The 25843-nt window shown below is 42.8% G+C and carries 22 protein-coding genes and 2 pseudogenes; 11 read left to right on the top strand and 13 right to left on the bottom strand.

Annotation, left to right across the window (positions count from 1 at the left end):
• The first annotated feature begins 66 nt into the window (after window positions 1–66).
• The 4 genes from AC1F2U_RS12490 to AC1F2U_RS12475 all read left to right on the top strand — a co-directional run bounded on the left by AC1F2U_RS12490 (window position 67) and on the right by AC1F2U_RS12475 (window position 4071).
• On the top strand, window positions 67–207 hold the full coding sequence (locus AC1F2U_RS12490; protein WP_480261396.1) for a hypothetical protein: 141 nt from the start codon (window positions 67–69) through the stop codon (window positions 205–207).
• A gap of 528 nt (window positions 208–735) precedes the next feature.
• Window positions 736–1773, top strand: coding sequence for an NADP(H)-dependent aldo-keto reductase (locus tag AC1F2U_RS12485; RefSeq protein ID WP_480261395.1), 1038 nt, complete (start codon window positions 736–738; stop codon window positions 1771–1773).
• A 179-nt stretch (window positions 1774–1952) separates the two neighbouring features.
• The gene (locus tag AC1F2U_RS12480) at window positions 1953–3080 is read left to right on the top strand and encodes an aryl-sulfate sulfotransferase (protein ID WP_480261394.1); all 1128 of its coding nucleotides are present in this window, start codon (window positions 1953–1955) and stop codon (window positions 3078–3080) included.
• A gap of 319 nt (window positions 3081–3399) precedes the next feature.
• Entirely contained in the window at window positions 3400–4071 is a 672-nt protein-coding gene (locus AC1F2U_RS12475; protein ID WP_480261393.1) for a glutathione S-transferase family protein, read from the top strand.
• 189 nt (window positions 4072–4260) lie between these two features.
• Here AC1F2U_RS12475 and AC1F2U_RS12470 read toward each other — a convergent pair whose 3' ends face one another.
• The 3 genes and pseudogenes from AC1F2U_RS12470 to AC1F2U_RS12460 all read right to left on the bottom strand — a co-directional run.
• Entirely contained in the window at window positions 4261–5274 is a 1014-nt protein-coding gene (locus AC1F2U_RS12470) for a zinc-dependent alcohol dehydrogenase family protein (RefSeq protein WP_480261392.1), read from the bottom strand.
• A 177-nt stretch (window positions 5275–5451) separates the two neighbouring features.
• Window positions 5452–6474 carry a tetratricopeptide repeat protein gene (locus AC1F2U_RS12465; RefSeq protein WP_480261391.1) on the bottom strand — a complete coding sequence of 341 codons (1023 nt, stop codon included), beginning with the start codon at window positions 6472–6474 and terminating at the stop codon, window positions 5452–5454.
• A gap of 254 nt (window positions 6475–6728) precedes the next feature.
• Window positions 6729–6863 (bottom strand): annotated as a pseudogene (locus AC1F2U_RS12460) (ATP-binding protein); the annotation flags it as partial.
• A 275-nt stretch (window positions 6864–7138) separates the two neighbouring features.
• Between AC1F2U_RS12460 and AC1F2U_RS12455 the strand changes: the two are divergent.
• Window positions 7139–9019: an ABC transporter ATP-binding protein gene (locus tag AC1F2U_RS12455; RefSeq protein ID WP_480261390.1), complete on the top strand. Its 1881-nt coding sequence runs from the start codon at window positions 7139–7141 to the stop codon at window positions 9017–9019.
• A gap of 292 nt (window positions 9020–9311) precedes the next feature.
• Here AC1F2U_RS12455 and AC1F2U_RS12450 read toward each other — a convergent pair whose 3' ends face one another.
• From AC1F2U_RS12450 to AC1F2U_RS12440, 3 genes are all read right to left on the bottom strand, one after another.
• Window positions 9312–9947: an acetoacetate decarboxylase family protein gene (locus tag AC1F2U_RS12450; protein WP_480261389.1), complete on the bottom strand. Its 636-nt coding sequence runs from the start codon at window positions 9945–9947 to the stop codon at window positions 9312–9314.
• 136 nt (window positions 9948–10083) lie between these two features.
• Window positions 10084–12012 (bottom strand): molecular chaperone DnaK, encoded by a 1929-nt coding sequence (dnaK, locus tag AC1F2U_RS12445; RefSeq protein ID WP_480261388.1) that lies wholly within the window; start codon window positions 12010–12012, stop codon window positions 10084–10086.
• Between the two features lie 583 nt (window positions 12013–12595).
• Window positions 12596–13414, bottom strand: coding sequence for an SDR family oxidoreductase (locus AC1F2U_RS12440; protein WP_480261387.1), 819 nt, complete (start codon window positions 13412–13414; stop codon window positions 12596–12598).
• A gap of 136 nt (window positions 13415–13550) precedes the next feature.
• Between AC1F2U_RS12440 and AC1F2U_RS12435 the strand changes: the two are divergent.
• The 4 genes and pseudogenes from AC1F2U_RS12435 to AC1F2U_RS12420 all read left to right on the top strand — a co-directional run.
• Window positions 13551–13646 (top strand): annotated as a pseudogene (locus AC1F2U_RS12435) (hypothetical protein); the annotation flags it as partial.
• Between the two features lie 39 nt (window positions 13647–13685).
• Window positions 13686–13817, top strand: coding sequence for a hypothetical protein (locus AC1F2U_RS12430; protein ID WP_480261386.1), 132 nt, complete (start codon window positions 13686–13688; stop codon window positions 13815–13817).
• Between the two features lie 160 nt (window positions 13818–13977).
• On the top strand, window positions 13978–15690 hold the full coding sequence (locus AC1F2U_RS12425; RefSeq protein ID WP_480261385.1) for an ATP-binding protein: 1713 nt from the start codon (window positions 13978–13980) through the stop codon (window positions 15688–15690).
• Between the two features lie 242 nt (window positions 15691–15932).
• Window positions 15933–17549: a sensor histidine kinase gene (locus AC1F2U_RS12420; RefSeq protein WP_480261384.1), complete on the top strand. Its 1617-nt coding sequence runs from the start codon at window positions 15933–15935 to the stop codon at window positions 17547–17549.
• Between the two features lie 163 nt (window positions 17550–17712).
• Here AC1F2U_RS12420 and AC1F2U_RS12415 read toward each other — a convergent pair whose 3' ends face one another.
• The 4 genes from AC1F2U_RS12415 to AC1F2U_RS12400 all read right to left on the bottom strand — a co-directional run bounded on the left by AC1F2U_RS12415 (window position 17713) and on the right by AC1F2U_RS12400 (window position 21497).
• Window positions 17713–18939, bottom strand: a complete 1227-nt coding sequence (locus tag AC1F2U_RS12415) for a M20 family metallopeptidase (protein WP_480261383.1) — start codon at window positions 18937–18939, stop codon at window positions 17713–17715.
• A 245-nt stretch (window positions 18940–19184) separates the two neighbouring features.
• Complete coding sequence (locus AC1F2U_RS12410) at window positions 19185–19931, bottom strand: phycoerythrobilin:ferredoxin oxidoreductase (protein WP_322703865.1); 747 nt, start codon at window positions 19929–19931, stop codon at window positions 19185–19187.
• Between the two features lie 50 nt (window positions 19932–19981).
• Complete coding sequence (locus AC1F2U_RS12405; RefSeq protein ID WP_480261502.1) at window positions 19982–20716, bottom strand: 15,16-dihydrobiliverdin:ferredoxin oxidoreductase; 735 nt, start codon at window positions 20714–20716, stop codon at window positions 19982–19984.
• Window positions 20717–20918: 202 nt separating this feature from the next.
• Window positions 20919–21497 (bottom strand): phycobiliprotein lyase, encoded by a 579-nt coding sequence (locus tag AC1F2U_RS12400; RefSeq protein WP_480261382.1) that lies wholly within the window; start codon window positions 21495–21497, stop codon window positions 20919–20921.
• 114 nt (window positions 21498–21611) lie between these two features.
• Here AC1F2U_RS12400 and AC1F2U_RS12395 point away from each other — a divergent pair, with 114 nt between their 5' ends.
• Window positions 21612–22436, top strand: a complete 825-nt coding sequence (locus AC1F2U_RS12395) for a pentapeptide repeat-containing protein (protein ID WP_480261381.1) — start codon at window positions 21612–21614, stop codon at window positions 22434–22436.
• Between the two features lie 168 nt (window positions 22437–22604).
• On the opposite strand, the gene AC1F2U_RS12390 is transcribed toward AC1F2U_RS12395, so the two are convergent.
• The 3 genes from AC1F2U_RS12390 to AC1F2U_RS12380 all read right to left on the bottom strand — a co-directional run bounded on the left by AC1F2U_RS12390 (window position 22605) and on the right by AC1F2U_RS12380 (window position 23812).
• Window positions 22605–22805 (bottom strand): hypothetical protein, encoded by a 201-nt coding sequence (locus tag AC1F2U_RS12390; protein ID WP_289798828.1) that lies wholly within the window; start codon window positions 22803–22805, stop codon window positions 22605–22607.
• Window positions 22806–22955: 150 nt separating this feature from the next.
• Window positions 22956–23618 (bottom strand): HEAT repeat domain-containing protein, encoded by a 663-nt coding sequence (locus tag AC1F2U_RS12385; RefSeq protein WP_480261380.1) that lies wholly within the window; start codon window positions 23616–23618, stop codon window positions 22956–22958.
• Window positions 23619–23647: 29 nt separating this feature from the next.
• Window positions 23648–23812: a hypothetical protein gene (locus tag AC1F2U_RS12380; RefSeq protein WP_480261379.1), complete on the bottom strand. Its 165-nt coding sequence runs from the start codon at window positions 23810–23812 to the stop codon at window positions 23648–23650.
• A 440-nt stretch (window positions 23813–24252) separates the two neighbouring features.
• Here AC1F2U_RS12380 and AC1F2U_RS12375 point away from each other — a divergent pair, with 440 nt between their 5' ends.
• Window positions 24253–25833: a group II intron reverse transcriptase/maturase gene (locus AC1F2U_RS12375; protein WP_480261378.1), complete on the top strand. Its 1581-nt coding sequence runs from the start codon at window positions 24253–24255 to the stop codon at window positions 25831–25833.
• Window positions 25834–25843: the final 10 nt, after the last annotated feature.

Here is a 25843-nt window from a genome sequence, read left to right as displayed (position 1 = left end):
TGTATTCCCTAAAAAAGTTTTAGTGAGAATCTGAGCTTTTTACACTCATATTTATCATATCACTAAATGAGTGTTTATAATAACAAAAAATCCAACGAAATTAACTTAATTACATTTGCGATCGCAGAATTAAATGAAATTATGTTCATTAATCATATTGCTATAGACATGAGCATCGTTGGAGCGATCGCAGCAAAAAATTCCTGATTATACAAGTCATTAAAACCTAAATCTTTTTCATTGCTACCAAATCTTTTTAGCTCTCCAACAGGTCTTGGTATATTTTAACTGTCTTAAAAAAAGTACTTAGAAATAACCATATTAATATGAATATTTATTAAGACTTCATTCTAGAAGAATCTTAAGATTTTTAACATACTACGGTAAACCTACCGATTTGCTGTACTATATACTCAGCCTAAAACAGTCTATTTCACAAATACTCAATAAAAGCAAGTATTTTCGACTACATATTTAAAATTTTGATTACCCAAAACTAACTCACTTATTTGGTTCATCTGTGCAATAATAAACAGCTATATACACTAACTACTTATTATTTACCGAGTTAAAGTAGTATAAATTATATTTTCTCTGAAAAATTTATATTGGCTTAGTGCCAAATCCAGTATTGTTTGAAGCTAATTTACTTAAAAAATAATAATGCGCTTGACAAAATGCAAAATCTCCAATAAAAATATCACTGTTAAATTGACTGAATAACAAGGCAGAAAGATGAAGTATAACCAACTTGGCAAGAGTGACTTAAAAGTTTCTGAAATGTGTCTGGGTACTATGACTTATGGACAGCAAAATACTATTGAAGAAGCCCATGAGCAACTAGATTATTCTACTGCCCAAGGAGTCAATTTTATTGATGCAGCAGAGATGTACCCTGTCCCAACAAGTGCCGAAACTTATGGATTAACAGAAACTTACATTGGGGAATGGTTAAAACGTCAACAAAGAGATCGAGTTATTTTAGCTACTAAAATTGCTGGCCCTGGTCGAGGCTTTAAATGGGTACGTGGAGGAGCCAAAGCAATCGATCGTGATAATATCAAACAAGCCGTAGATGATAGCCTAAAAAGATTACAGACAGACTATATCGATCTGTATCAAATTCACTGGCCAGATCGCTACGTGCCACGGTTTGGACAAACAGTGTTCGATCCGACCCAGGTAGGAGAAACGGTTCCTATTGCTGAACAGCTAGCAGTTTTTGACGATGTAATTAAGGCTGGGAAAATTCGCTATATCGGTTTGAGTAACGAAACACCTTGGGGAGTTGCCCAGTTTAGTAACGCTGCTAAACAATTAGGATTGCCCAAAGTTGTTTCGATTCAAAATGCTTACAACTTACTGAATCGAGTATTTGACGGAGCCTTAGCAGAAGCAGTTTATCACGAAGAAATTGGGTTACTAGCTTATAGTCCTTTAGCATTTGGCTTCTTGACTGGCAAATATCTAAACGGCAAACCAGAGAAAGCCAGAGTCACTTTGTTTGAAAATTTTGGTCAGCGCTATCTGAAACCGAAAGTCAGTCAAGCTGTATCAGCTTATGTAGAAATTGCCAAGCGCCATCAACTAAGTCCAGCGCATCTGGCTTTAGCATTTGTGCGGAGTCGTTGGTTTGTCCCTAGCACAATTATTGGTGCTACCACATTGGAACAACTTAAAGAGAATTTAGAAAGTGTGAATGTAGTTCTCGACAAAGACATTTTGGAAGAGTTGGATATAGTTCATGCTCAGTCGCCAAACCCAGCACCATAAATAATTCAAAATTCAAAATTCAAAATTCAAAATTAAAGATAGTTCGCCTCGTTACCAGGCTGGAGCCTGGTAATGCCTCCCTAGAGCCTCTGGCTCTCATTATCAGAGTAGAAGTAGAGATGCGCGATGCACTCTGTCCCAGTTATTAGATGCAAAACTAGATATTTAGTAGGTAAAATATGACTTTTACAGCAACATTAGTTGACCAGAATACTATTCGTCGTCGGGGTACTGGTTTAAGAGCTTACAATCCCGAAAAAGTATTTAAAGGATACACACTTTTCACACCTTTGACAGGTCAAGGTGAAGTCTACCTTCTGAACTTAGAAGGAGAAGTAGTACATCAGTGGAATCTGCCTTATCCACCAGGGTTATACGGTTATCTTTTGCCCAATGGCAACCTTTTTTATAATGGTAAGACTCCACCAGAAGAACCCCTACGTTTTGCTCTATGGGCTGCATTCAAAAGTGGCGTTGTTTTAGAAGCAGATCCCAAGGGAAATATTATCTGGGAATATAAGCATCCAGATCATCATCATGACGGACGCAGATTAGCCAATGGCAACACAATTCTACTCGCCATTGAAAAGATACCTCAGTCTTTGGTTAAGAGCATTAAAGGTGGCGTACCAGGTACAGAGCCAGATGGTGATATCTATGCGGATGTGCTTTATGAGGTGACTCCAGCAGGTGAAATCGTTTGGACTTGGCACGCTCACGAACACCTCGATCCAGATATATTTACGATTACACCCCAGGATCATCGACATGAATGGACTCATGGGAATACTGTGGGCGAACTCGCTGATGGCAACATTATAGTGAGCTTTCGCAATATCTCCACAGTTGTCATTATCGATCGCAAAACCGGAGAAATCATCTGGACTCTAGGCGATGATGTGCTAGCACAGCAGCACTTCCCAAACGAATTAGCTAACGGTAATATCCTGATTTTCGACAATGGCGCACATCGCCGTAACATCGCTCTCAATTTTTCTCGTGTGATTGAGGTGAACCGTCAAACCAAAAAAATAGTTTGGGAATACACCGACAATCCGCCCCAAAATTTCTTCAGTGCATATATATCAGGAGCGCAACGTTTGGCCAATGGCAATACCTTAATTACAGAAGGTGCTTATGGTCGAATATTCGAGGTGACAGTTACAGGTGAGATTGTTTGGGAATACATCAATCCCCATTTTGCATCTCGGAATATTCCAGGTGAGAAGTCGCCGGTAACTCTTGGAGAGCAAAATACAGTCTTCCGCGCCTTCCGTTATGCACCTGAAGAAGTGCCCTGGCTTTAGGCAGAGGGGCAGAGGGGCAGGGGGGCAGAGGGGCAGAGGAGCAGAGGGAGAAATAACTATTCCCTACTTGCATCTGATGCGGAACTAGCAAAGGGATTATCTAGGAAAAATAACTATTCCCTACTCCCCACACTCACTAAGAATTTTGGGTTATTTGAGTATAACTCCAGTTTCAAAGTTTGGTTAGTGTCGATAATTTTTCACGCTACGTTCGCTTCAACAAGATTTTGTGACACTAACAATTTAAGATTTGGGATTTTGGATGAAAATTCAATTCCCAATGGCGATTAACAAGTCCTATTTACCAAGGAACTTAAACATGGCTGAAATTAAAGTATACAGTGCAGTTGTTTGTCCTTATGCTCACCGTACCCGCTTGGTACTCCAAGAGAAAGGCATTGACTTCGATTTGATTGAGATTGATTTGCAGAATAAACCGGAAGGGTTTACCAAAGTTTCCCCCTATGGGAAAGTGCCTGCACTAACTCATGAGGATAACCCAGTTTGGGAGTCTGCGGTAATTAACGAATATCTCGATGAGGTATTTCCCAATCCACCACTGTTACCTAGCAGCGCTATTGCTAGGGCACAAGCTCGCATCTGGATCGATTTTGCTAACACCAGATTCGTTCCCGCTTTTTCTACCCTGCTGCGGAGTTCAGATCCCGAAAAACAAGAAGAAGCTAAACAGGAACTATACAAACATCTGGAATTCATTGAAAACGAAGGTTTAGCAAAGCTTTCTGGAGAAGGCCCTTACTGGTTTGGTGAATCCATCAGTTTGGTAGATTTTACTTACTTCCCTTGGTTTGAGCGCTGGGCTGCACTGAAGCAGTATCGTGGTTTTGGAATACCAGAGCAATTTACCCGTCTACGCCAGTGGAAACATGCTTTGAAAGAGCGTGAATCTGTGAAAGCGATCGCTCACTCTAAAGAATTCTACATCGAGCGATATGCTAAATTTGCTGCGCCTACTCTCGCTGCTGTTTAAACGTAATTCATAATACCAATTCAATTAATGATTGCAACACATCCTTGGGTAAAGACGCGATGAATCGCGTCTCTACAAATGGTCTATTTGTCGCATTCTTTTTTCCAATTGGTATAACTATGTTTCAACTGGGAATTAAAACCCCACTTGAAACATAGAATTAAACTTTTTAAAATTACGAATTACGAATTACGAATTACGAATTATGACTTTACCGAAGTGAGCCGCACTTTTGAGATAATGATAAGCCTCTCGTGCTTCATTGAAGGGGAAAACTCGATCGATAATTGGTTTGATTTGATGCTGTTGTATCGCCCGATTCATCGCTTCAAACATTTCCCGACTGCCAACATAAATTCCCTGAACTGTTAAACTCTTAAAAAGTATTGGCATAGGGTCAATTTCATTTCCTCTACCTGACAATACGCCAATCAAACTAATACGTCCCCCAATGCGGACTGCTTGTAGCGATTTTGGCAGAGTACCTGCACCGCCTACCTCAACTACATGATCTACACCGGTGCGATTGGTTAATTGATAAACTTGCTTTTCCCAATCTGGTGTTGTTTTGTAGTTGATTGTTTCGTCAGCACCAAGCTGTTTGGCTCGTGCCAACTTTTCATCACTGCTGGAAGTAATAATCGCTCTAGCACCATGTATCTTGGCAAACTGGAGAGCAAAAATTGAAACTCCTCCAGTACCGAGTAATAAAACACTATCACCTGCACCAATATTGCCTTTTGTTACAAGCCCGTGCCAAGCTGTGACTGCTGCACAGGGTAAAGTTGCGCCTTCAATGTAGGATAAGTTATCGGGTAATATTACTAAACTATCTTGGTGTAATAAGACATACTCAGCCAGCATTCCATCGATACCGCCTCCGAGATCGGATTTCATTTTCTCTTTGGTTAAAGAGCCATAAATCCAGTCTTGGAAGAAAATACCAGCGACGCGATCGCCTATTTTTACACGTGTCACACCTTCCCCCACCGCCACAACTTCTCCCGCACCGTCAGACATGGGAATTAAGGGATATTTCTGTCCAGTACCATAAGCTCCTTGAATAACCAGCAAATCGCGATAATTTAAGGATGTTGCCTTCACTTGAATCAGAACTTGTCCAGCTGCGGGTTTTGCTTGGGGGCGATCGACTAATGCCAAAGCATCAATTCCGGCGTTGCTTTGAATTTCGTAAGCTTTCATAGATGTCTTTGTTCTAGCTACAACTTTGGTATTGTAGCTAGGGTAAAAAAGAATCTAGAGACGTAGCAAGTGCTACGTCTTTACAAGAGTTCTGCATAACGCATATTTAATTTTACTAGTAGGGTTGCCCTCATCCCCTAACCCCTTCTCCCAATATGGGAAAAGGGTAACTGGAAGCTACAGAGAATCTATGAACTGCTGTACTTTTTCTAAAAGTGGCTGATATTCAATTTGCTCTGCTAACTCTTGGGCATTTTGGTAGCACGATCGCGCCATTTTTTTGCGTTTTGTAGTGGCGTAAACGCTTCCCATATTTAGCAAGGTTGAAATTTCTCCAAGATTATCGCCCAGTTCTTGATAAATCACAATGGCTTGCTTGTAGAACTTCATTGCTTGGCGATGCTCTGCCAGGGTGCTGTAGGTAAAACCAATGTTGTGAAGGGTTGTTGCTTCACCAGAGCGATCGCTGATTGCTCGACGTGTTAAAAGAACTTGATAGTAGAGCAACAGCGCTTGTTTCGGTTTTCCTAAATCATGATAGACAGAAGCAATATTGTTCAAGGTGGTTGCTTCTCCAAGCAAATTTTTCACAGCTCGTTGAATTGGCAGTGCTGCTTGAAAAAATTCTAGCGCTTGCTCAAACTTGCCTAAGACATTGTAGGCAAATCCAATACCATTGAGCGTTGTTGCTTCACCAGAAAAGTCACCTAACAATCGTCGCATCCTCAAAATTTGGTGTTGTAGCAACAGTGCGCGTTTCGGTTCTCCTAAGCGGGTATAAATTAGTGCGACATCATTAAGAGTAGAAACTTCACTTTGAGTATCTTGCGATCGCCTAAAGATTGGCAGTGCTTTGTCAAAATATTCCAACGCTTGCGAAAAGCGTCCAAGACGGCTGTAGGTAGAACCTAGATTGCTAAGTGCAGTTGCCTCTGCTGGCGCGTTGCCAATTTCAATAGCAACCGAAAGCGCCTGATGAAAACGCTCTAATGCTCTTTGAGGTTGCCAGCAACTGAGGTGAGCTAAACCGAGGTCGTTTAATGTATAACCTTCTCTGGCTCGGTCTGGAATTGCTCTAGCCAAGTGTAAATTTTTGGTTGCAAGATCGAGAGACTCTTGAAATTTACCCCGTTGGTAGTAGCGGTTTGCTTCATCACGACGTTGTTCCCATTCTTTGACTTGATTTAAAGGTTGCGTCATCTGACCTCAGTTGCATTCTGCGATAAGTAGGTAGAACATCTCTTGGGAATGAACCCCTCTTAGGTTTCCCAAATTTTAACCTCAATCTTCTATCTTTAGATATAAGACGTAAACAAATAAGTATGCTATTTTTTCATACTTACAGGAATATTTATGAAGCAATTAATACAAATACTTTAGGAGCGCACTTCTGTGCGCCCTCGGATTCCCGATTTATTTCAAAAGTCGGGAATCTTGTTGTTACATCGCTATTTTCAACTCAACCGTCGCCGCAACCACAAGACCAGTAAAGGCAATGCCAGTTGATAACCTGGCTCGGCATTATAAATCAAGCCTTTGTGCTGTAAACCAGTCAGCGCACCCTGAAGACTTCCACCCCTGGAAAGTCCTTATGTTTAGCAGTTGGTTCGCCAATGATTCTGTAGGCTGCGGTTATGAATCGTTTTGATCCGCCAAATTAAATTAAACAGTGGCAACATTTCTGGGTAGGAGACTGATAGTTTTAAGATTGCAAAATGTAAAGGGGATCGTTCAAATCTTGAGGAATATCGGGTTTTAGTAGTAGTCTTGCGGTTTCTATCTCAGGCATGGTATCAGAGTAGGAAGATAAACGCTACTTTAAACAAGCGTGTTTTTTTCCAAACATTAATATAATGCTCTTACTATGAGCATCTACCAATCTCTGAAAAAACCTTATACACCAGATCGTCGGCCTGAAAATGACTGGCGGTTATTTTTGCGTTTGGTACCTTATGCCCGTCGTCACGGACGGCTACTGGCGCTGTCAATGTGCCTACTCGTACCGATCGCACTAGCTAATGCCCTACAACCTTTCTTGATTGGCCAAGTAATCTCCCTGATTCGTAACGAACCAAGCACTTACGAATTTTTCAGGAATCGTCCCTTCTCGCAAGGGCTAAATATCCTAGAGGGATTACTGGTAATTGCGATCGCCATCCAATTGATATTGACAGGTCTCCAAGGTTATATAGTCCAAAAGCTAGGGCAACAAATCACCGCAGCAATTCGCCAAGACTTATTTCAGCATGTAACATCTCTAGCAGTGCGCTTTTTTGACCGCACACCCGTAGGTAAATTAATTACCAGAATCACCAGCGATGTGGAAGTGTTAGGCGATGTCTTTTCGACTGGGGCAATTGGCATTATATCCGACTTGTTTTTAATGCTGGTGACTTTGGGTTTAATGTTTTCCATCCAGTGGCAACTTTCTTGCTTGCTGATATTGATGCTGTTACCAACTAGCTGGGTAATTGTTTACATTCAAAAACAGTACCGCAAAGCCAATTACAAAGGGCGAGAAGAACTTTCGATCCTAAATTCACAGCTACAAGAAAATGTGCTTGGTATTAACGTCGTGCAGTTGTTCCGTAGAGAAAAATTTAATGCCGAATTGTTTCGTGCTACGAACAACACCTACATTCAGCAAATGGATAAAACCATCTTTTATGACTCATTTGTTTCAGCAACCTTAGAATGGGTTGGACTGATTGCGATCGCAGGTGTTTTGTGCGTGGGTGGTTGGTTGCTGTTGGAAAAAAACTTGACTTTCGGGACTTTATCGACATTTATATTGTATGCCCAGCGATTATTTGACCCTTTAAGGGCTTTTGCGGAAAAATTTACAGTAATTCAAGCTGGTTTCACTGCCATTGAACGCGTAGGCGATATATTAGATGAACCGATAGAAATTCGCGATCGCGCCAATGTCCGCTTCTCAATATTTGATGCGAAATTTGGCTACATCGACGAAATACTGGCAAATCTAGAATCCCCAGACCTGACTTCCCCCCCAGAACTGGGAGAGATTCGCTTCGATCGCGTCTGGTTTGCTTACAAAAATGATGATTACGTAATTAAAGACTTAGATTTTACCATTCATCCTGGTGAAAAAGTGGCATTAGTCGGCCCTACAGGTGCGGGTAAAACTTCGATTATTCGTCTTTTGTGCCGCCTTTACGAACCCACCCAAGGACGCATTCTCATAGATGGCGTAGACATTCGGGAAGTACCACAAGCAGAACTGCGGCGCTACATGGCAGTAATTTTACAAGAAGGCTTTTTGTTTGCTGGCGATGTTAAAAGCAACATCTCTTTAGGAGATGGCTACACCATTGAGCAGATTCAACAAGCAGCAGAAGAAACCAACATTGCCCAGTTTATAGAAGAATTACCTCAAGGTTATGATACTCAACTTCGAGAACGGGGGACAAATATTTCTAGTGGTCAAAAGCAACTTTTAGCCTTTGCGCGAGCTGCCATTCGCAATCCGCAAATTTTGGTACTAGATGAGGCTACCGCTAGTTTGGATGTTGGTACAGAAGCTTCAGTTCAAGAGGCATTAAACCAGCTTTTGCTTAGACGTACCGCCATTATTATCGCTCACCGCTTGTCTACAATTCGTAATGTAGACCGGATTTTTGTTCTCAAGCGTGGCGAATTAATCGAACAGGGAAGTCACGAACAACTACTGCAACAAGGAGGGCTTTATGCCACTTTACATAACTTGCAGATGTTAGGAAGTTAGGATATTTTATAATCCCAAAGTGGAAAAGAGCGATCGCAACGTTCGCCGCAGGCATTGCCTAAAGTGATACTGTTATTGAAAGTGCGATCGCCCAAAATCAGCGGATGTTGGCAAGTGCGATCGCATAAAATAATTACGTCATTGCTATTACTAAATTTCTCCAGAATCTATTGCTGACTGTTACCTCTATATTCATCAACTAAAATCACAGGCTCAAGCTTATTATCGCTATTTCTAAAATCAAGAACACGCCCCCTAAGTTTAGATTTAATCAAATATCTACCGCAGTCTATTAGATACCCATCTGACCTACCACTTTTGGTGCATCAACCTGCAAACTCATCTGCTCGCAACGCACACTTAACCAAGGCTGACCTAAACTTATTCCAAAAAAAGGACTTTCGGTGGGGATTTCTAATTTAGAACCAATCAAACCCAATACAGACTCAAATTCAGCAGGGAATATCAGCAAATCACTACCCTTGACGCTGAAACTAGAAGCGCTTAACCGCTGTCTCCATGCCAAGCTTTGTTGATTATACTTAAGACTACACAATTTCCGGTTTTCCTGATGCACAGTAACTTGCTTTCCTTGTTCCCAGGTAAACTTAGCTAGTTCCTTTGGTAGCCCCCAAATTTCTCGACCACCAGCCACCGAATCAGCATTATCTACATAAATATGAGAAACCCAAGCGCCGATTTTACTCTGGTAATTAACCAAAGCTGGAACAACAATTAACTCACTATACTCTAGTACTGAGCCTGACCCGTAATGAGATAAATACACGCTACCGAGGGTTTTACCAGGCCATACAGAAACAATTTCTAACTCTAAGGGAATCAAAGGGCGCACTTGGTCAATATTTAGCAAATGCAGAGTTTGGATAGCATAACCTTGAAGTGTCCAAGGTGCTTGTGGATATGGCATAAGAAATTAACCGGACTTTATATAACTCTTAATTCCTAACCCCTAACTCCTTAAAAAAAATCCCCACTCAGGCATTTGTCTGAGTGGGTAATTATTAAGGTGGGACAAGATAATCTTCCCAAAAGAAGTAGAAAAATTATTTGCTCTCTGTAAAATCAGCGTCAATTACATCGTCGCCGTTACTAGAACTAGAGGAACTGCTACTATCTTGAGGTTCACCACCAGATGTAGCACCGGCACCAGCGCCAGCACTGGCACTAGCACCAGCTTGTTGATAGATGTTGCTACCAACAGCGAATAACGCTTGTTGCAATTCTGGGGTGAGCTTTTTGATTTGCTCATCGTCTTCTTTAGCAACTGCTTCCCGCAGTTCTTTCACCAAACCTTCGACTTTGGTCTTGTCAGCATCGGGAACTTTATCGCCCAATTCTTGTAACTGCTTCTCAGCTTGGTATGCCAAAGAGTCAGCTTGATTCTTGCGTTCAATCTTCTCACGCCGTTCTTTGTCAGATGAAGCGTTTTGTTCAGCTTCTCTTACCATCCGGTCAACGTCATTTTTATCCAGGGTGGAAGCGCCGGTTATGCTAATGGACTGTTCTTTACCAGTACCTTTGTCCTTAGCGGTAACGTTAAGGATACCGTTAGCGTCAATATCAAACACCACTTCAATTTGAGGAACGCCGCGTGGTGCAGGAGGAATACCATCCAGACGGAAGGTTCCCAAGCTCTTGTTATCGTTAGAAAATTCGCGTTCACCTTGGAGGACGTGAATTTCTACGTTGGTTTGTCCATCCACAGCAGTGGAGAAGACTTCTGATTTCTTGGTGGGAATTGTGGTGTTGCGGGGGATAATTTTGGTCATCACGCCGCCCAATGTTTCCACACCCAAAGATAGCGGTGTCACGTCTAACAGCAAGATGCCAGTTACATCACCAGCCAGTACTCCAGCTTGAATAGCTGCACCAACTGCTACGACTTCATCAGGGTTGACGGTTTGGTTGGGGTCTTTACCCAATACCTGCTTCACAATCTGTTGGACTGCGGGAATCCGCGTAGAACCACCAACTAACACCACTTCATCAATATCGCCTTTGTTTAACTTGGCATCCCGAAGGGCGTTTTCCACAGGAATACGACAACGGTCGATTAAGTCAGAGCAAAGTTCTTCAAATTGAGCGCGAGTCAGGGTTGTATCCAGGTGCTTCGGCCCATCCTGGGTAGCGGTGATAAATGGTAAGTTAATTTCTGCTTGGCTGACACTAGAAAGCTCAATTTTGGCTTTTTCTGCGGCTTCCGTTAGACGTTGTAAAGCTTGCTTGTCTTTCCGCAGGTCAATACCTTCGGCTTTCTTGAACTTCTCAGCTAAGAAGTCAACTATTTTTTTATCAAAGTCGTCACCACCAAGGTGGGTATCACCAGATGTGGCTAGTACTTCAAAAACTCCGTCTCCTACTTCCAGCACGGATACGTCGAAAGTACCACCACCAAGGTCAAATACTAGGATGGTTTCGTTACTCTTCTTGTCAAATCCATAAGCCAGAGAAGCAGCGGTAGGCTCGTTGATAATCCGCAGAACTTCAATCCCGGCGATTTTCCCAGCGTCTTTTGTTGCTTGCCGCTGAGAGTCATTGAAGTATGCAGGAACAGTGATTACAGCTTGGGTTACAGTTTCACCCAAGTATTTGCTGGCATCTTCAACTAGTTTGCGAAGAACTTTTGCAGAAATTTCTTCAGGAGCAAACGGTTTACCAGCTATTGGACAATCTAATTTGACATTGCCGTTGCTGCTAAGAACTTTGTAAGAAACTTCTGTAGCTTCGTTACTAACTTCATCGTAGCGGCGACCGATAAAGCGTTTGACTGAGTAAAACGTATTTTCGGGGTTCATCACCGCTTGGCGTTTGGCGATTTGGCCAACCAAGTTGTCGCCATTTTTGGCAAATGCGACTACTGATGGCGTTGTCCGAAAACCTTCAGCATTAGCAATTACTGTGGGTTTACCACCTTCCATCACTGCCACGCAGGAGTTCGTTGTTCCTAAGTCAATTCCAACTACTTTTGCCATTTTAGGTGCTGGCTCCGTATAACTACAAATGAATGAATGAGAATATAAAGCACTAAATTTTGAACCAACAGGGTTAAGAAATCAGCCAGTTCAGCATGAATACCTTTGATTTGGCTTTCCTGGGGTTAAAACTCCAGACTATGCTGATATATATACTGAAGCTTAGTGGTAGCCAGTCCATGAAGGGTGGTTTCCCGAACCTTACTTGGGACGGTTAAACTAACTAAATTTTGTTTTTAGTTGGTTCATGGATTAATTTGTCTTCACTCTGTCTAATGTAGAAGAATTAATACTTTCAGTAATTAGGGTGAACCGTAACGTCCGAGTGGTGTTTGCCGTCTTTTGAGGCAATAAACTACAGAAGCAGTGAGGATTAGGGATTGGGCACTTGCACTTGTACTGCCCTTCGACTACGCTCAGGAACCGCGAACGCGAACAGCGTCTCGTAGAGAAGCCGTTGGCGCAGCCTCTCGTAGAGAAGTATGGGGCATGGGAGAGAATAATAACTCAGCACCAACACTTAGCACTCAGCACTCAACACTCAACACTCAGCACTCAGCACTCAGCACTCAGCACTCAGTAATTATTCAATCCCAGAAAAAAGAGTTTCCCAGTCAATCACAGGTGGTCTTTGTCCTTGGTTGACTATTTCAAAAATTTTCCTAGAGCTATTTGGCTGAAAAAGGCATTCTACACAAGCGCTTGCAACATCAATCCGGCTGGCATCACCCGAAAGCGTATCACCAGTGCCTATGACCACACCGTATTTACCCCCAGTTTTTGCCTTAAGGAGGGTGTTGAGGTCGTATGAGGTATAGGGGCCGTCAATGAGGCGTCCTGGGCGGATAATGGTGTAGGGTAATCCTGAATTAATAATGGACTCTTCGCCTTTTTGTTTGGCATCCAACACGCCAAAACTATTAAGAATACTAAAAGGAAACTGATTTTTACGGAGAATTCCACAAGAAGAGACGAAAACGAATCGCTTCAAATTCTGGGGTGCTGCTGCTACTAAATTGCTGACACCTTGAGCATCGATTTTTGCTGGACTATTCTTTGCTTTTGCTTCACTAGATTTGGGATTAAGGAAAATAATTCCCCATTCAATCAAGTTCGGGGTTTCGTCAAACTCCCATCGCGCAGAGGGAAAGGCAGTAGTTCCAGTACAATTTATGATGTAAGTAACACCTAGCATTGCATCTGGCAGTGTAGCTGGCTGGCGGATGTCACCAACAGCAATCTCCACTTTTTGGTTAAACATCTCTTCAGCTTTTGCAGCATTGCGTGTGAGAACGCGAACTTTTAAACCCTTTTCGAGTAACTTGCCTACCACTAATTGCCCGACTCCACCTGTAGCACCAGCTACTAGTATCAAATCTTTAGCTGAATCAAAAGAAGTCATAAAGTGCCCTTGAGATAGTCTATTGCTAATCTACCTAAAAAATAAGATGTCTACGACAGGCTATGACGCTCGATAGCGCAGTGTTAGCGACGCAAGAGCGTCTGACTTCTGACTCGCTAACGCATATAAACATGATATCGCCCTGAGCAATTCTCAAGCAAATCATGATGCACAGAATTTAATTTTTGTCAATACTTTATTTAACTGTTTAGCTAGAGTCAGCCAAACCTACAGTTTCATTCCCCTGTGGCTACCACCGTTTATTAGTAAATTGGCAGCAGAAGACAGGGCAGTTATTTTACAACCCAAATGGCAGCGCGATCGATTTTGGCAGTGGTGGTTTATTTGTAACTTTAACTGGTGCGCCACTCTCACGGCATCAGATTTTGTGTTGCAAGCATAGTTTATCCAAAACGGAGTTCCAAAAAGAACCAGATTAAAGATTTGGCTAATGGTTGTTGACTCTGTAGCTTTCACGCTGATAAGTGGGAATTTTAGGAAAAGGGCAAATTCCCTAGAACTGAATTAGCACGGTAGTCAGCACTTGAGGTTTTGAGTAAGGAATGAAAATTAGTCAAAAATTAATTTTGGGTATTCTAGGAATGGCTATTCTCTCAGGAATAATTGGTGCTATTAGTGCTAATCAACAATTGATGATAGCTAAATATCTTGCTCAACAAGAAGCCGAAGAAGTTGCTGGACTACTGGGATATTTCGTAAGTCACGATCTTGAAAAACACGAAAAGCGATCGCAAGATCAAATGCTAGCTCATCTGCAAGAGCATGTTCAATCGCTACACAAGCAACGTCAGCGCGATTTGGAGATTGTAGACCGCAATAAAATCATTCTGGCAGATGTAGTTGCGGAAGATATCGGTACGCGATTAGATCGCGATCGCAATAATGAAGTTGGTAAAACTATTCAAGATGGCATACCCAGAACCTATATTGAGTCCAGTCCTGAATACCCAAATGGAATTCTATTGATTGCTGTTGCTTTTAAGACTAGCAACGGTGAAACAATGGGTGCAGTAGTTTTGGAATATACACCACTTTATAAAGCAGCACTAGCAATAGCCCATAAAAATATTGTTGTCACGTCGTTTATTAGTTTGGGATGTAGCATCTTTGCATTAGTAGTAGGTTATCTGCTCTCCAAAACCATTTTAAAACCGATTAAGCAACTCCAGGAAGCTGTGATGAATCTGGCTGAAGGTAAGCTGGATACCAGAGTTAATATTCGCTCTCACGATGAAATTGGCGAATTAGCTACCTCGTTCAACAAAATGGCAGACGATCTCCAATATTCTAGAGATGATTTGGTCAATGCTAACGAACAATTACGAGACGAAATTAGCGAGCGCCTACAGGCAGAAGCAGAACTTCAGCAAGCTCTGAAAGACCTGCAAAAAACCCAAATCCAATTAATTCAATCTGAAAAAATGTCGAGTTTGGGTCAACTAGTGGCGGGAGTTGCCCATGAAATCAACAATCCAGTTAATTTTATCTACGGCAACCTGCAACACACTGATGATTACACTCAACAGTTGCTGCTGTTAATTAAGCTTTATCAAAATCATTATCCTAACCCAGAGCCAGAAATAAAAAATGCTAACGCAGAAGCAGATATTGAGTACCTAACAGAAGATTTGCCTAAGATGTTAACCTCAATGAAGATGGGGGCTAAACGCATTCGGGAAATTGTTCTCAGTCTCCGAATTTTCTCTCGTTTGGATGAAGCTGAGTTCAAAACGGCCGATCTGCATGAAGGAATCGACAGTACTCTGTTAATTTTGCAACACCGCCTGAAGCTACAAAATAATCGCCCTGAAATTAGAGTGATTAAAGAATATGGTGAAATACCTCAAATTCAGTGTTTTGCAGGGCAAATGAATCAGGTATTTATGAACATCTTGGCAAATGCGATCGACGCCTTAGAAGATTGTTGCCAAAAAGAACTTTGTCCAAATCCCTTGATTCGCATTTCTTCTGAACAGGTAAATGAAAATGTAATTATTCGGATTGCTGATAATGGAGTAGGGATTCCAGAAGAAATACAGTCGCGTTTATTTGACCCTTTTTTCACCACGAAACCAGTTGGCAAGGGGGCTGGTATGGGCTTATCGATTAGCTACCAGATAATTACTGACAAGCATGGTGGATCTTTGCAATGTATTTCATCACCGGGACAAGGTGCAGAGTTTGTAATTACAATCCCAATTCGAGTAGGGAAACCAGCACAATCATCAATTTGCGATCGCCACGCCTATCGGTAAAAGTCAGTGCCAATATTTTTTAGCCCTTCAGTGCGTAGGCGTAGCCCGCACTTCTCTGCGAGACGCTGCGCAAACGACAAGCTCAGTGACCATCGTAGACATCCCAGTTAGAGGGGAATTGCCCCTGAATTGTTCGGTTCTACCACTGTCATCAGTATACAAATAGCTATAACCTCTTAGATAGTAGTGAAATGTCTAACCTAGACGCTGTTAGTCGCTCTTGAATTAAGGGGTGAAAGCCTGTGTACCAATGGATATTGCCAAGCCTGAGCGAAATCTTGGCTGAAAATCAATCAAGTGTGGCAGAATGTTCACCTGCTAAAGCAGAGCAGCAGTGGCGTATCAGCCTCGCAGCGACAGAACATTTGCTATTAAATACTTTAGCAGACCCTTCAGTTGACACAACCCAAGGATTAGTTTTAGTTGCACCAGCACCCTTGTTTAGTCAACCAAAATTGACTCAAAGTTTACATACAGTAACTTTTACAGCAAAACCATTTAACCCTTTGGCGCTGATGCCGTTTCAGATGCCAGGTACGATACCTGCGGCAGACTACGCCAATCCATCTGTAAATGAAGACATTGCTCCCCATGATTCGGTACTTCCTTTACTACCTGCCGATCCTCTGGGGGCAGAACAGTTTTGCTTGGTTTTTACAGATAAATTCAGATTAGTACTAGTTTTAACAACCCACAAAAACGGTAAAAAAACCTTTTCATTTTCTTTTGAGCCAGAGATAGTGCAGCAGGCTTGGCGATCGCTAGGGGCAAGGGTAATGCTGGCTAATCCAGAATTTTTCGCCCGCTTGGACACATTAGTAGAACAGTATTCTCCGGTAGCACCAGACTACCGGATGATGATTCACTTTAGTCAGTTATTGCTTCAGGAATTAACAGAACCAGAAGAAACTAGAGACTCTTTACTAGGGACTGGGGAAGAAGCAGGGGAACAGGGGAGCAGAGGAGCAGGGGAGCAGGGGAGAAGAGTTTTCTCCAATACCCAGTCCCCAATGCCCAATACAACTCTTGGAGAGGCCGCGCCAACGGCTTACCTCAGCTCCGGCTCCATTGAGCGAAGTCGAGATGCTCGGCACGAGTCGCTCAGTACAAGCGCCCAATCTCCAAATCCTGATGTAGAATTGCTCCAAGCCTTCGCTCACGAAGTCCGCACACCTTTAACAACTATTCGCACCATGACTCGTCTGCTGTTGAAACGGCGAGACTTAGATGCTAGCGCGATCAATCGCTTAAAAATTATCGATCACGAATGTACCGAGCAAATTGACCGTATGGAATTGCTGTTTAAAGCCGCAGAACTGGAAACTACTGCCTCAGCAAAATCGTCAAAAACTCAACTCACGCCGATGTCTTTAGACCAAGTGTTGCAGCAGAGCATTCCCCGTTGGGAACAAGCAGCGCATCGGCGGAACTTAACTTTAAATGTTATTTTACCCCAGCAATTACCGACAGTGGTAAGCAATCCCACCATGTTGGATCAGGTTCTCACTGGTTTGATGGAAAACTTTACTCGCAGCTTACCCGCTGGCAGCCATATTCAAGTACAAGTTATCCCAGCTGGAGATCAACTGAAGTTACAATTATCGCCGCAATTCAGATGCAAAGATTCAAATAAAGCCGCCATACCTGCAACACCACCGATTCGCAAGGCTCTAGGCCAACTGCTGATGTTTCAACCAGAAACAGGCACGATTAGTTTGAATATCGCTGCAACTAAGCATTTGTTTCAGGCGATCGGTGGCAAACTAATTGTGCGCCAGCGTCCACACTATGGGGAAGTGATGACGATTTTCTTGCCTTTAGAAGTTAGCAATAAACAGAAACCAATAGTCACGAATTAGAGATATAGCAATCCTAAATGAGATTGTGAAAATTTTTGTTATGGTCGTCCTTGGTCATTTGTCACTTGTACTGCCCTTCGACTACGCTCAGGAACCGCGTTCGCGCAGCCTCTCCAAGAGTTGTATTTGTCATTTGTGACTACAACGGACAAATGACTAATAACTAATGACATGAAACAAAGTACTTTTCCACGCATCTAACAAATATTTCTACACCCATTGCCAAGGCGGTTTCGTCAAAATCAAACCGGGGATGATGATGGGGATATGCTAAGTCTTTCGCGGGGTTAGCAGAACCTAAAAAGAAATAACAACCAGGAATCTCTTCTAAGAAAAATGACATATCTTCAGCAGCCATAGTTTGGCATTCTGGCACAATACCTAGAGGAGTTTCTACAATTTCTTCTGCTACCGATCGCACTAGTTCTGCTATTTTTATATCATTAATTACTGGTGGATAAAGTGACCAATATTCTAAGTCATAATTTGCACCATGACTCTGACAAATTCCAGCAATAATCTGCTCGACACGCTGGTTAAAAAATCCTTTCAAACTAGGATTAAAATACCTGACAGTAGCACTCATTCTCGCTGTATCAGCAATTACATTACGTTTGCTTCCAGCGTGAAGTTCTCCAACTGTCACTACTGCTGAATCAATGGGATTAACATTCCGAGCGACAATAGTTTGCAAAGCATTGACGATTTGGGCAGCAACAACAACGGAGTCAACAGTTTGATGGGGTAATGCGCCGTGTCCACCTTTACCCAAAATTGTGCAGTTAAAGCATTCCACAGCTGCCATCAATGCGCCAGCACGCACACCCACTGTTCCTAAAGGCAAATTATTCCACAAGTGCAAACCAATAATCGCGTTAACATCTGGATTTTTCAGAACTCCAGCTTCAATCATCGGCTTTGCGCCTCCTGGTGATTCTTCCGCTGGCTGAAAAATAATTTTCACGATACCGGAGAAGTCTTGACGATGCTGCTGGAGATAATAAGCTGTACCTAAAGCGATCGCTGTATGTCCATCATGTCCACAAGCGTGCATCACTCCATCATGCTGGGATTTGTACGGCACTTCGTTGAGTTCTTGGATTGGCAAAGCATCCATATCCGCACGAATCGCTAAAACTTGGGGAGTCGGGAGTTTGTTGCCTTGGATGGTGGCAACAATGCCAGTCTGGGCAATGCCGGTTTGATGCTCAATTCCCCATTCTTGCAGCTTTTGTGATACAAACTCGGCAGTCAGTTTTTCTTGAAAACCCAACTCTGGTTGTTGATGCAATCGCCGCCGCCACTCTACTAATTGTGGTTGCAATGAGCGGATCGAAAGTCGGATGCGAGATAGATCAACTGAAGAAGGATTGGGAAAGGTGGAAACCATTATGAAGACAAACTAGTTTAAGTACAGCTAATACCAATTTGAAAAAAGAATGCAACATATATTATATAGATAAGATCCTTGCCAATCGTCCTCAATACATTGGTAAGGATGCGCGTCAACGCAGGTGGGTTATCTGCTGCAAAATTTTTTAAATTGGTATAACTTAGATTATTTTCCTAGTTTAACGTGACTTGAATGAGTCTTCATTGACACTCTACTCAGCATTGAGTAAGGTCAAAAAGTTTCTAATTGATGGCTGTTAATTTTCTCTCTAGGTCAAATAAAAAGCCGTGGATATACTCTTCAGTCCATTCGGCCCCATAGAAGCGTTTAAACATCCCTCGTGCTGGGTCTTTTTCAGCCCGATATCGCAGGTATCGCAGTTGGGCTTGTTCAATGGCTACTAAATTTTGGGAATCTGTTATGGGTTCTGCCTGCTCTACGAAATCGAGATAAGCTTTCAAATAGTCTTTGAAAGCGGCAAACACCTGAGTTTCTACTACAGCTGTTTCTTGGGGACGAGTCCAGAGAAAAGCGGGAGAGAAAAAAGGCTGTGCTTCTTCGGGAAAATCTCCTCCCCAAGACAAGTGTTGCTGGTGGGTGTGGAAAATGGGCAAAATTGGTTCGGTATATTTCGCCTGATATGCTGAATCATCCCGAAATAGGGGCTGCATATCCAAAGCAATTAGATGTCCTCCTGGCAATGTCACCAAATCTGCCCCAAAAAAGGGCAAATCGTAGTTGAGGCGGGGGAAAATCACAAAATTCAGCACTTGCAGCGAATTGCCACCTTGCACGTGAGCTGCCCGAATTTGCCGCAATTTTGAAGTTTGAAAGGCATAACTGGTGGTGACAACCTCTTCCTGATTCTTGCCCTTGCCCACAACAGCACTCTTGGACTCAAATCCAGTGGGGATAGGATAGGGCTGTAAATCCAAACGCGATCGCATATAGGCGATCGCATAATCGAGAAATGGCTGATAAAGCGTCACGTTGCTTCGCTCCGAATTCAAAATTAATAATCCCCAATGCCAAATGCCAATTATCTTTTGCCGGCAGCGACTGCTAGGGGAACAGCATCTTCAAATAAGAATTCATGGAGAAAGCGCTCTGCCCATTCATGACCAAAGTAACTGCTAAACAAACCAGATGCTGGATCGCGGTCTGCACTATATTGGTCATAGTCTTTTTGGGCTTTGACAATCCGCTGGATATCTTCAGGGTCTTGGAGCGGTTTGGCATCTGCTAACATTTGCCAATACAAATTTAAATAATCCTGAAAAGCTTCAAAGACTCGTGTTGCCACTGTTTCCGGGTCGGTTTTGGCAAACAGTAAATATTTAGAAAAATACTGGTTGGCATCGTAAAACTTCATTTCTAAGTTTTGCGCCAAATCCGGGTATTTATCATGCAGAGATTTCAGTGGAACTATATATTTTTTTTGATAATCTTCATCCTGAAATAAAGGCTGGAAATCAAGCACAATCAGGTTTTTGACTTTCCCAAAGGATAAAAAATCAATCCCTAACAGAGGTAAATCGTAATGGTGACTGGGATAAATCACGCTGTTAAAAATTTGAGCGCTTTCCCCAGCATCAATGTAGGTATAGCGAATTTTCCGCAACTCTTGAGATTGATAACACCAACTGCGAATAGTTGCTGGGTTTCTGCCGCGATCGCTAACTTTGAATTCCAAACCAGGGGGAATAACCCTACTTTGTAAATCAAACCGCTGAAATAGCTCTTTTTCTAAAAATTCCAGGAAAGGCTTATACATGGAGCATGATTTGTTAACCCTTGCATGAAAATAAGTGATGGCGATCGTGCACGTCTCATTTATGAGAAACAAAGCAACATTCCTTAATGGGGCATCGGGAAGAGGCGGAGGGGCAGAGGAGCAGAGGGGCAGAGGGGAAAAATTTACTGCAACTTCTCCCCTGCTCCCCTGCTCCCCTGCTCCCCTGCTCCCCTGCTTCCCCCTAACGCCTAGCATGATTGCGACCGATCATTTGCTCCAAGATTTCTTGGGAAACACAACGACGTTCGGAACAATAAGTCATCAAGTTAATTCCGTTCATCATTCGTACCGTACTGACTCTGACACGAAAATCATCCGTAACAAACCAACAACGTTCCTGACCTTGATTATTGTCATAGTCAGTATCAATCGTCAGCACTCCATCATCAGCAAACCGATATCGGCTTACAACTGGAATGCTCTCAACATAGCCTTGGTTGCGAATAAGTTTTCCAGAACGCCTCGTTTCGTCGGGAACATCAACCAAAATCGCAGCATTATCGCTATTCGGTAGCCTGCTATCTAGGTTAGCTTGCCATGCAAAGCTAGCACCGCCTGTTGCTTTACTAGGATCTATCCCTTGGGCTTTACAAACTTCTTGGACTTTTGGATCGTCCTTTTCCATGACTTTTATAATCAAATTCGACTCCCCCGACTCATCCGCCGCCGAGTCAAAATGATGAACGGCGCGTTCCGTAAACCACGTACCTTCACTTTTACGGAAGAAGTCGATCATTGTCAAAGGCGGTATTATATGCATCTGTTTTGAAACCTCGTTTTATCAAATTTTGGCGTTATTAATACTAGTGATGAGATGAAGTCCCGATTTAGCTAAAGTGTAGAATAACTCCAAAAGTGATATTTTAATCAGCTGATGACAAATAGTGAAATTCAACTTATTACTAGCGATCGCCCCAGCCCAACTCCAGAAATCTTAACAGCCCTCAAAACCGGAATCCCTGTGGATTCGATAGATTTGTACCAATTCAATCTAAAGGAAGTCGATTTCCGACAAGCTAACTTGAGTCAAGCCAAGCTATTAGGAGCCGACCTCAGCGAGGTGGTATTAAGTAATCTCGATTTGAGTGGAGCAGATTTGCGAGGCGCTAATCTGCGAGGAGCCGATTTGAGTGGGGCTAATTTGCGGGGAGCTTATTTAAACCGTGCTGACCTCCAACAAGCAAATCTCAGTGGTGCAAATTTGGAAGGAGCCAAACTCCAAGTAGCGCGTTATGATTCACAAACGAAATGGCCCGAAGAATATAACTACAAAGCTTCGGGAGCGGTAGGGCCGGGTGCTAATCTCAATGGTGCTTTTCTGAATACAGCTTCTTTACGAAATGCAGATTTACAAGGTGCTAATCTGCGTGGAGCCTACCTGAGTGGTGCTGACTTGACAGGAGCCAATTTGCAAGGTGCTTCTTTGAGTGGAGCCGATCTGACAAAAGCTTATTTGACAGGGGCTTGCTTACGGAATGCTCGATTGACAGGAGCCGATTTGCGAGATACAGACCTGCGAGCAACCGATCTCAGTGATGCAGAGATGGAGCATCTTCAAAGTATTGCTGGGGCAGATTTTACTCTTGCTCAAGGACTCACAGAAACAACTAAAGCCATGCTTTCCAGCCGTCCACATTCAGAACTCGATGTTTGGAACGCCTATACCCGCAAAACAACTCGTGAAAGTTTGAGTGCTTGACCGTGCCAATTTTAGATTTTAGACTTTGGCTACGCTCAGTCGAACGATTTTAGATGCAAGCCGCGCTCCTTGTGGGCGAAATAAATCCAAAATCGAATTTGTGCTTTCAGCGGTAGTAAAGGTACGACCAAAATCCAAAATTGTTTGACTCGTTGTTCTGTAGTGAGTTTACAACGGCTGCCAGTTCTTTTTCAAAAGCGCTAAAAATGTCGCGTATCCTTCGGAAAAGCCAGGCGGATCGGGTAGAACATATTGCGGAAATTCTTTATACGATCGCCAGGGTTCCGAAGCATTATGCCGCAAATGTAAGGCACATTCTGAGGAACCTGGTAATCGCCAAGTCATTTGACCGGCTTGTATATCAGTCACAAATGCCTCCTCATCTCGAAAAAGTTGATCTTTTATTCCAGAGTTTGGCAGATTAACCGGATATTTTGGTCAAATTTAAGGTAAAATAAAATATTTACTGTTTATCCATCGGTTTTCTCACAATATTGCATTGCAGACAAAGCCACACCGCTATTGTGGCAACAGGTCTTCTAAAGCAGCTCCGACAACTCGGTGATCCTCATCCTGTCTGAGTTGGTTCAGGGCTGCTTTGGCTTCCGGTTCATCAAATCGTTTAAGAGCATAGCTAACTCGCACGCGCATCCGCCAAGATTCATCGTTCACCAACGTTAGTATTTGGGATAATGCCGCCAGATGTTGGCTAGAGTTAGCTAGTAAGCCAAGTGCATCAACAGAAGATTCCTGAACTGTGAAATCTTCATCTTTTAAACCCTGAACGCATATATCAAATAGTTCTTCAGGGCAATCCATTTCAGCGATCGCAGCCAAAATGCTCCGTCTAACTAGCCAGTGGTCATCCTGATAATATGCCAAAACTAGATGAGAAACTGCGACTCTGCCAAATAGCGATAACGAATTTGCCGCCTCAGCCCGCACGTTGGGAGTATCATCAAATTTCATAATTTGCATCAAAGCCGCAAAAGATTCCGCTGATTGTTGATTACCCAAACCCCTAGCCACAAAAGAACGCACCAAAAATTCGGAGTCATGAAGTTTACTCGTAAGCAGAGGAACTGCAACTTCTGATTCATAATCATTGAGGGCAGCGATCGCCTTCAAACGATAGTGAAAATCTGGGTTCTTCAGTTCAGCTTGGATTTTATGGATTTCCATAAGTGCATTTGGTACAGCTATTCTTTACTTTATTTTACAGATGTCACCAAATGGCGATCGCATTGTTGAGAGATGTGCGATTCGTTGATTAGTGAATCACGGTAATCAGCCCGTAAATAACTAATCCAGCCCGTCAGCAGATAACTGACAATAAGGCTGAACTCTCGGTCAGATGTAGGTGAAAGCCCTACCATTCAGACTCAGAATTGACTCCTTATCTGCCCACACCGAACAAGCTCGATTCTTGTAGAGTGAAGCTGGGAACAGGGCGCAATCAGACAGCCGTTGCGGGTTGACACTGGCGCTAACAGGGAGTTCCCACGGCGAAACCGGGTCTAGAAAAGCAACTTAAAGAAAAGCAGGGCGCAACATAAAACCCCTGACTTCACTGGAGAACTAATTCCCGCCGTATATATCTTTAATAACGGTAAGAGTCAAGGGAATCCAGCAGTTGAAATGACCACGCCTAACGGAACTATCAATCTTTCCGAGGGAACGAATAAAAACGATTTGTGAGTCTTGGGGCAGTCGAACTCCAGGTAGGCTAGACGAGAAGCAGAATCCTCACAATTCGGGTAGGACAGACCGTAATTGGTCTGAGGTGTTCAGAATACACAAAACTCTAGAAGAGAAAATGATTAGACACAGTTATAAAACTAGTGAATCTTGGAAAGCCCTACCGTGGAAGAAATTCCGCCGAAATCTTTTCCGCCTTCAAAAGCGTGTGTACAAAGCGGTTCTTGTTGGAGACAAGCGGAAAGCGCGGTTACTCCAAAAGCTTATTCTAAAATCAACCTCGGCTCGATTTCTTGCAATAAGACAAGTATCTCAGCTAAATGCTGGTAAAAAGACGGCTGGTATTGATGGTAAGAAATCCCTCTCATTTGAAGAACGCTTCAATCTTGAAGAACTACTGAAAATGAACAGTGAAAATTGGAAGCATCAAGGACTACGGGAAATCCCCATCCCCAAAAAGGACGGGACTACCAGAATGCTTAAAATACCAACTATCGCGGATAGAGCTTGGCAATGCCTTGCAAAATATGCACTGGAGCCAGCACACGAAGCCACCTTCCACGCTAGGAGTTACGGGTTTAGAACTGGGCGCTCTGCCCATGATGCACAGAAGTACATCTTTGACAACCTACGCTCACAAAGTAACGGAATAGATAAAAGAGTTATAGAACTCGATATCGAAAAATGCTTCGACAGGATTAATCACTCAGCAATAATGGACGAACTCGTTGCCCCCAAAGGCTTAAAACTCGGTATTTTTCGATGCCTCAAGGCAGGAGTGAACCCAGAATTTCCCGAACAAGGTACACCTCAAGGGGGAGTAGTTACCCCACTATTAGCAAATATTGCGCTCAACGGAATCGAAGATATTCACAAATATCATCGAGACTATAAACGGGGAAAGAGAATCACAGGCAATACCTCAGAAAAGGATATCGCCGAACCATCAATCCGATACGCGGACGACATGGTTATCATACTCCGACCCGAAGATGATGCGACAGAGGTACTTGAAAGAATCAGCGAATTTCTCCGCAAACGCGGAATGAATGTAAGCCAAAAGAAAACCAAAGTTACCGCCGCGACAGATGGGTTTGATTTCCTCGGCTGGCACTTCAAAGTCCAGAAAAACGGAAAGCTCAGAAGTACCCCCTCAATGGATAACTTCAAAGCATTCCGTAAGAAAGTAAAACACATCGTCAACAACTCGAATTATGGTGCTAAGGAAAAAGCCACAAGGCTAGCTCCAATAGTCAGAGGTTGGAGAAACTACCATAAGTTCTGCAAGATGGACGGCTCCAGGAACTCCCTGTACCACATCGAAACAAGAGCTTACAAGGTATTTAACAAGGAAACCAAGCAAAACCGCTACTCTAGCAAAACATTACTAGACAAGGCATTTCCAGCAGTTCCTTACTCCGAAAACAAACACATTTCTGTCAAGGGAATTAAATCACCTTACGACGGAGATACAGCCTACTGGAGCGAACGTAACAGTAAGCTCTATGATGGCGAAACTTCTTTTGCTCTTAAGAAGCAAAACCATAAATGTGCATCCTGCGGCTTAAAGTTCATCGATGAAGAACGGATTCATTTGCATCACATCGATGGAAATCACGCCAATTGGAAGAAAAATAATCTAGAAGCAATTCATGAGAGTTGCCACGATTATAAACACATGAGCAAAAGCGCAAGCTAAGAACATCGGG

The sequence above is a fragment of the Nostoc sp. LEGE 12454 genome (assembly GCF_056620565.1).
This window is presented reverse-complemented; position numbering and strand designations above follow the sequence as displayed.

Bases quoted from the DNA above. Each gene is read 5' to 3' on its own strand.
- AC1F2U_RS12475 (WP_480261393.1), top strand. From the start codon at position 3,400: ATGGCTGAAATTAAAGTATACAGTGCAGTTGTTTGTCCTTATGCTCAC.
- AC1F2U_RS12450 (WP_480261389.1), bottom strand. From the start codon at position 9,947: ATGCCATATCCACAAGCACCTTGGACACTTCAAGGTTATGCTATCCAA.
- AC1F2U_RS12465 (WP_480261391.1), bottom strand. From the start codon at position 6,474: ATGACGCAACCTTTAAATCAAGTCAAAGAATGGGAACAACGTCGTGAT.
- AC1F2U_RS12480 (WP_480261394.1), top strand. From the start codon at position 1,953: ATGACTTTTACAGCAACATTAGTTGACCAGAATACTATTCGTCGTCGG.
- AC1F2U_RS12395 (WP_480261381.1), top strand. From the start codon at position 21,612: ATGACAAATAGTGAAATTCAACTTATTACTAGCGATCGCCCCAGCCCA.
- AC1F2U_RS12375 (WP_480261378.1), top strand. From the start codon at position 24,253: ATGATTAGACACAGTTATAAAACTAGTGAATCTTGGAAAGCCCTACCG.
- AC1F2U_RS12380 (WP_480261379.1), bottom strand. From the start codon at position 23,812: ATGGTAGGGCTTTCACCTACATCTGACCGAGAGTTCAGCCTTATTGTC.
- AC1F2U_RS12400 (WP_480261382.1), bottom strand. From the start codon at position 21,497: ATGCATATAATACCGCCTTTGACAATGATCGACTTCTTCCGTAAAAGT.
- AC1F2U_RS12490 (WP_480261396.1), top strand. From the start codon at position 67: ATGAGTGTTTATAATAACAAAAAATCCAACGAAATTAACTTAATTACA.
- AC1F2U_RS12425 (WP_480261385.1), top strand. From the start codon at position 13,978: ATGAAAATTAGTCAAAAATTAATTTTGGGTATTCTAGGAATGGCTATT.
- AC1F2U_RS12385 (WP_480261380.1), bottom strand. From the start codon at position 23,618: ATGGAAATCCATAAAATCCAAGCTGAACTGAAGAACCCAGATTTTCAC.
- AC1F2U_RS12405 (WP_480261502.1), bottom strand. From the start codon at position 20,716: ATGTATAAGCCTTTCCTGGAATTTTTAGAAAAAGAGCTATTTCAGCGG.
- AC1F2U_RS12485 (WP_480261395.1), top strand. From the start codon at position 736: ATGAAGTATAACCAACTTGGCAAGAGTGACTTAAAAGTTTCTGAAATG.
- AC1F2U_RS12455 (WP_480261390.1), top strand. From the start codon at position 7,139: ATGAGCATCTACCAATCTCTGAAAAAACCTTATACACCAGATCGTCGG.
- AC1F2U_RS12470 (WP_480261392.1), bottom strand. From the start codon at position 5,274: ATGAAAGCTTACGAAATTCAAAGCAACGCCGGAATTGATGCTTTGGCA.
- dnaK (WP_480261388.1), bottom strand. From the start codon at position 12,012: ATGGCAAAAGTAGTTGGAATTGACTTAGGAACAACGAACTCCTGCGTG.
- AC1F2U_RS12415 (WP_480261383.1), bottom strand. From the start codon at position 18,939: ATGGTTTCCACCTTTCCCAATCCTTCTTCAGTTGATCTATCTCGCATC.
- AC1F2U_RS12440 (WP_480261387.1), bottom strand. From the start codon at position 13,414: ATGACTTCTTTTGATTCAGCTAAAGATTTGATACTAGTAGCTGGTGCT.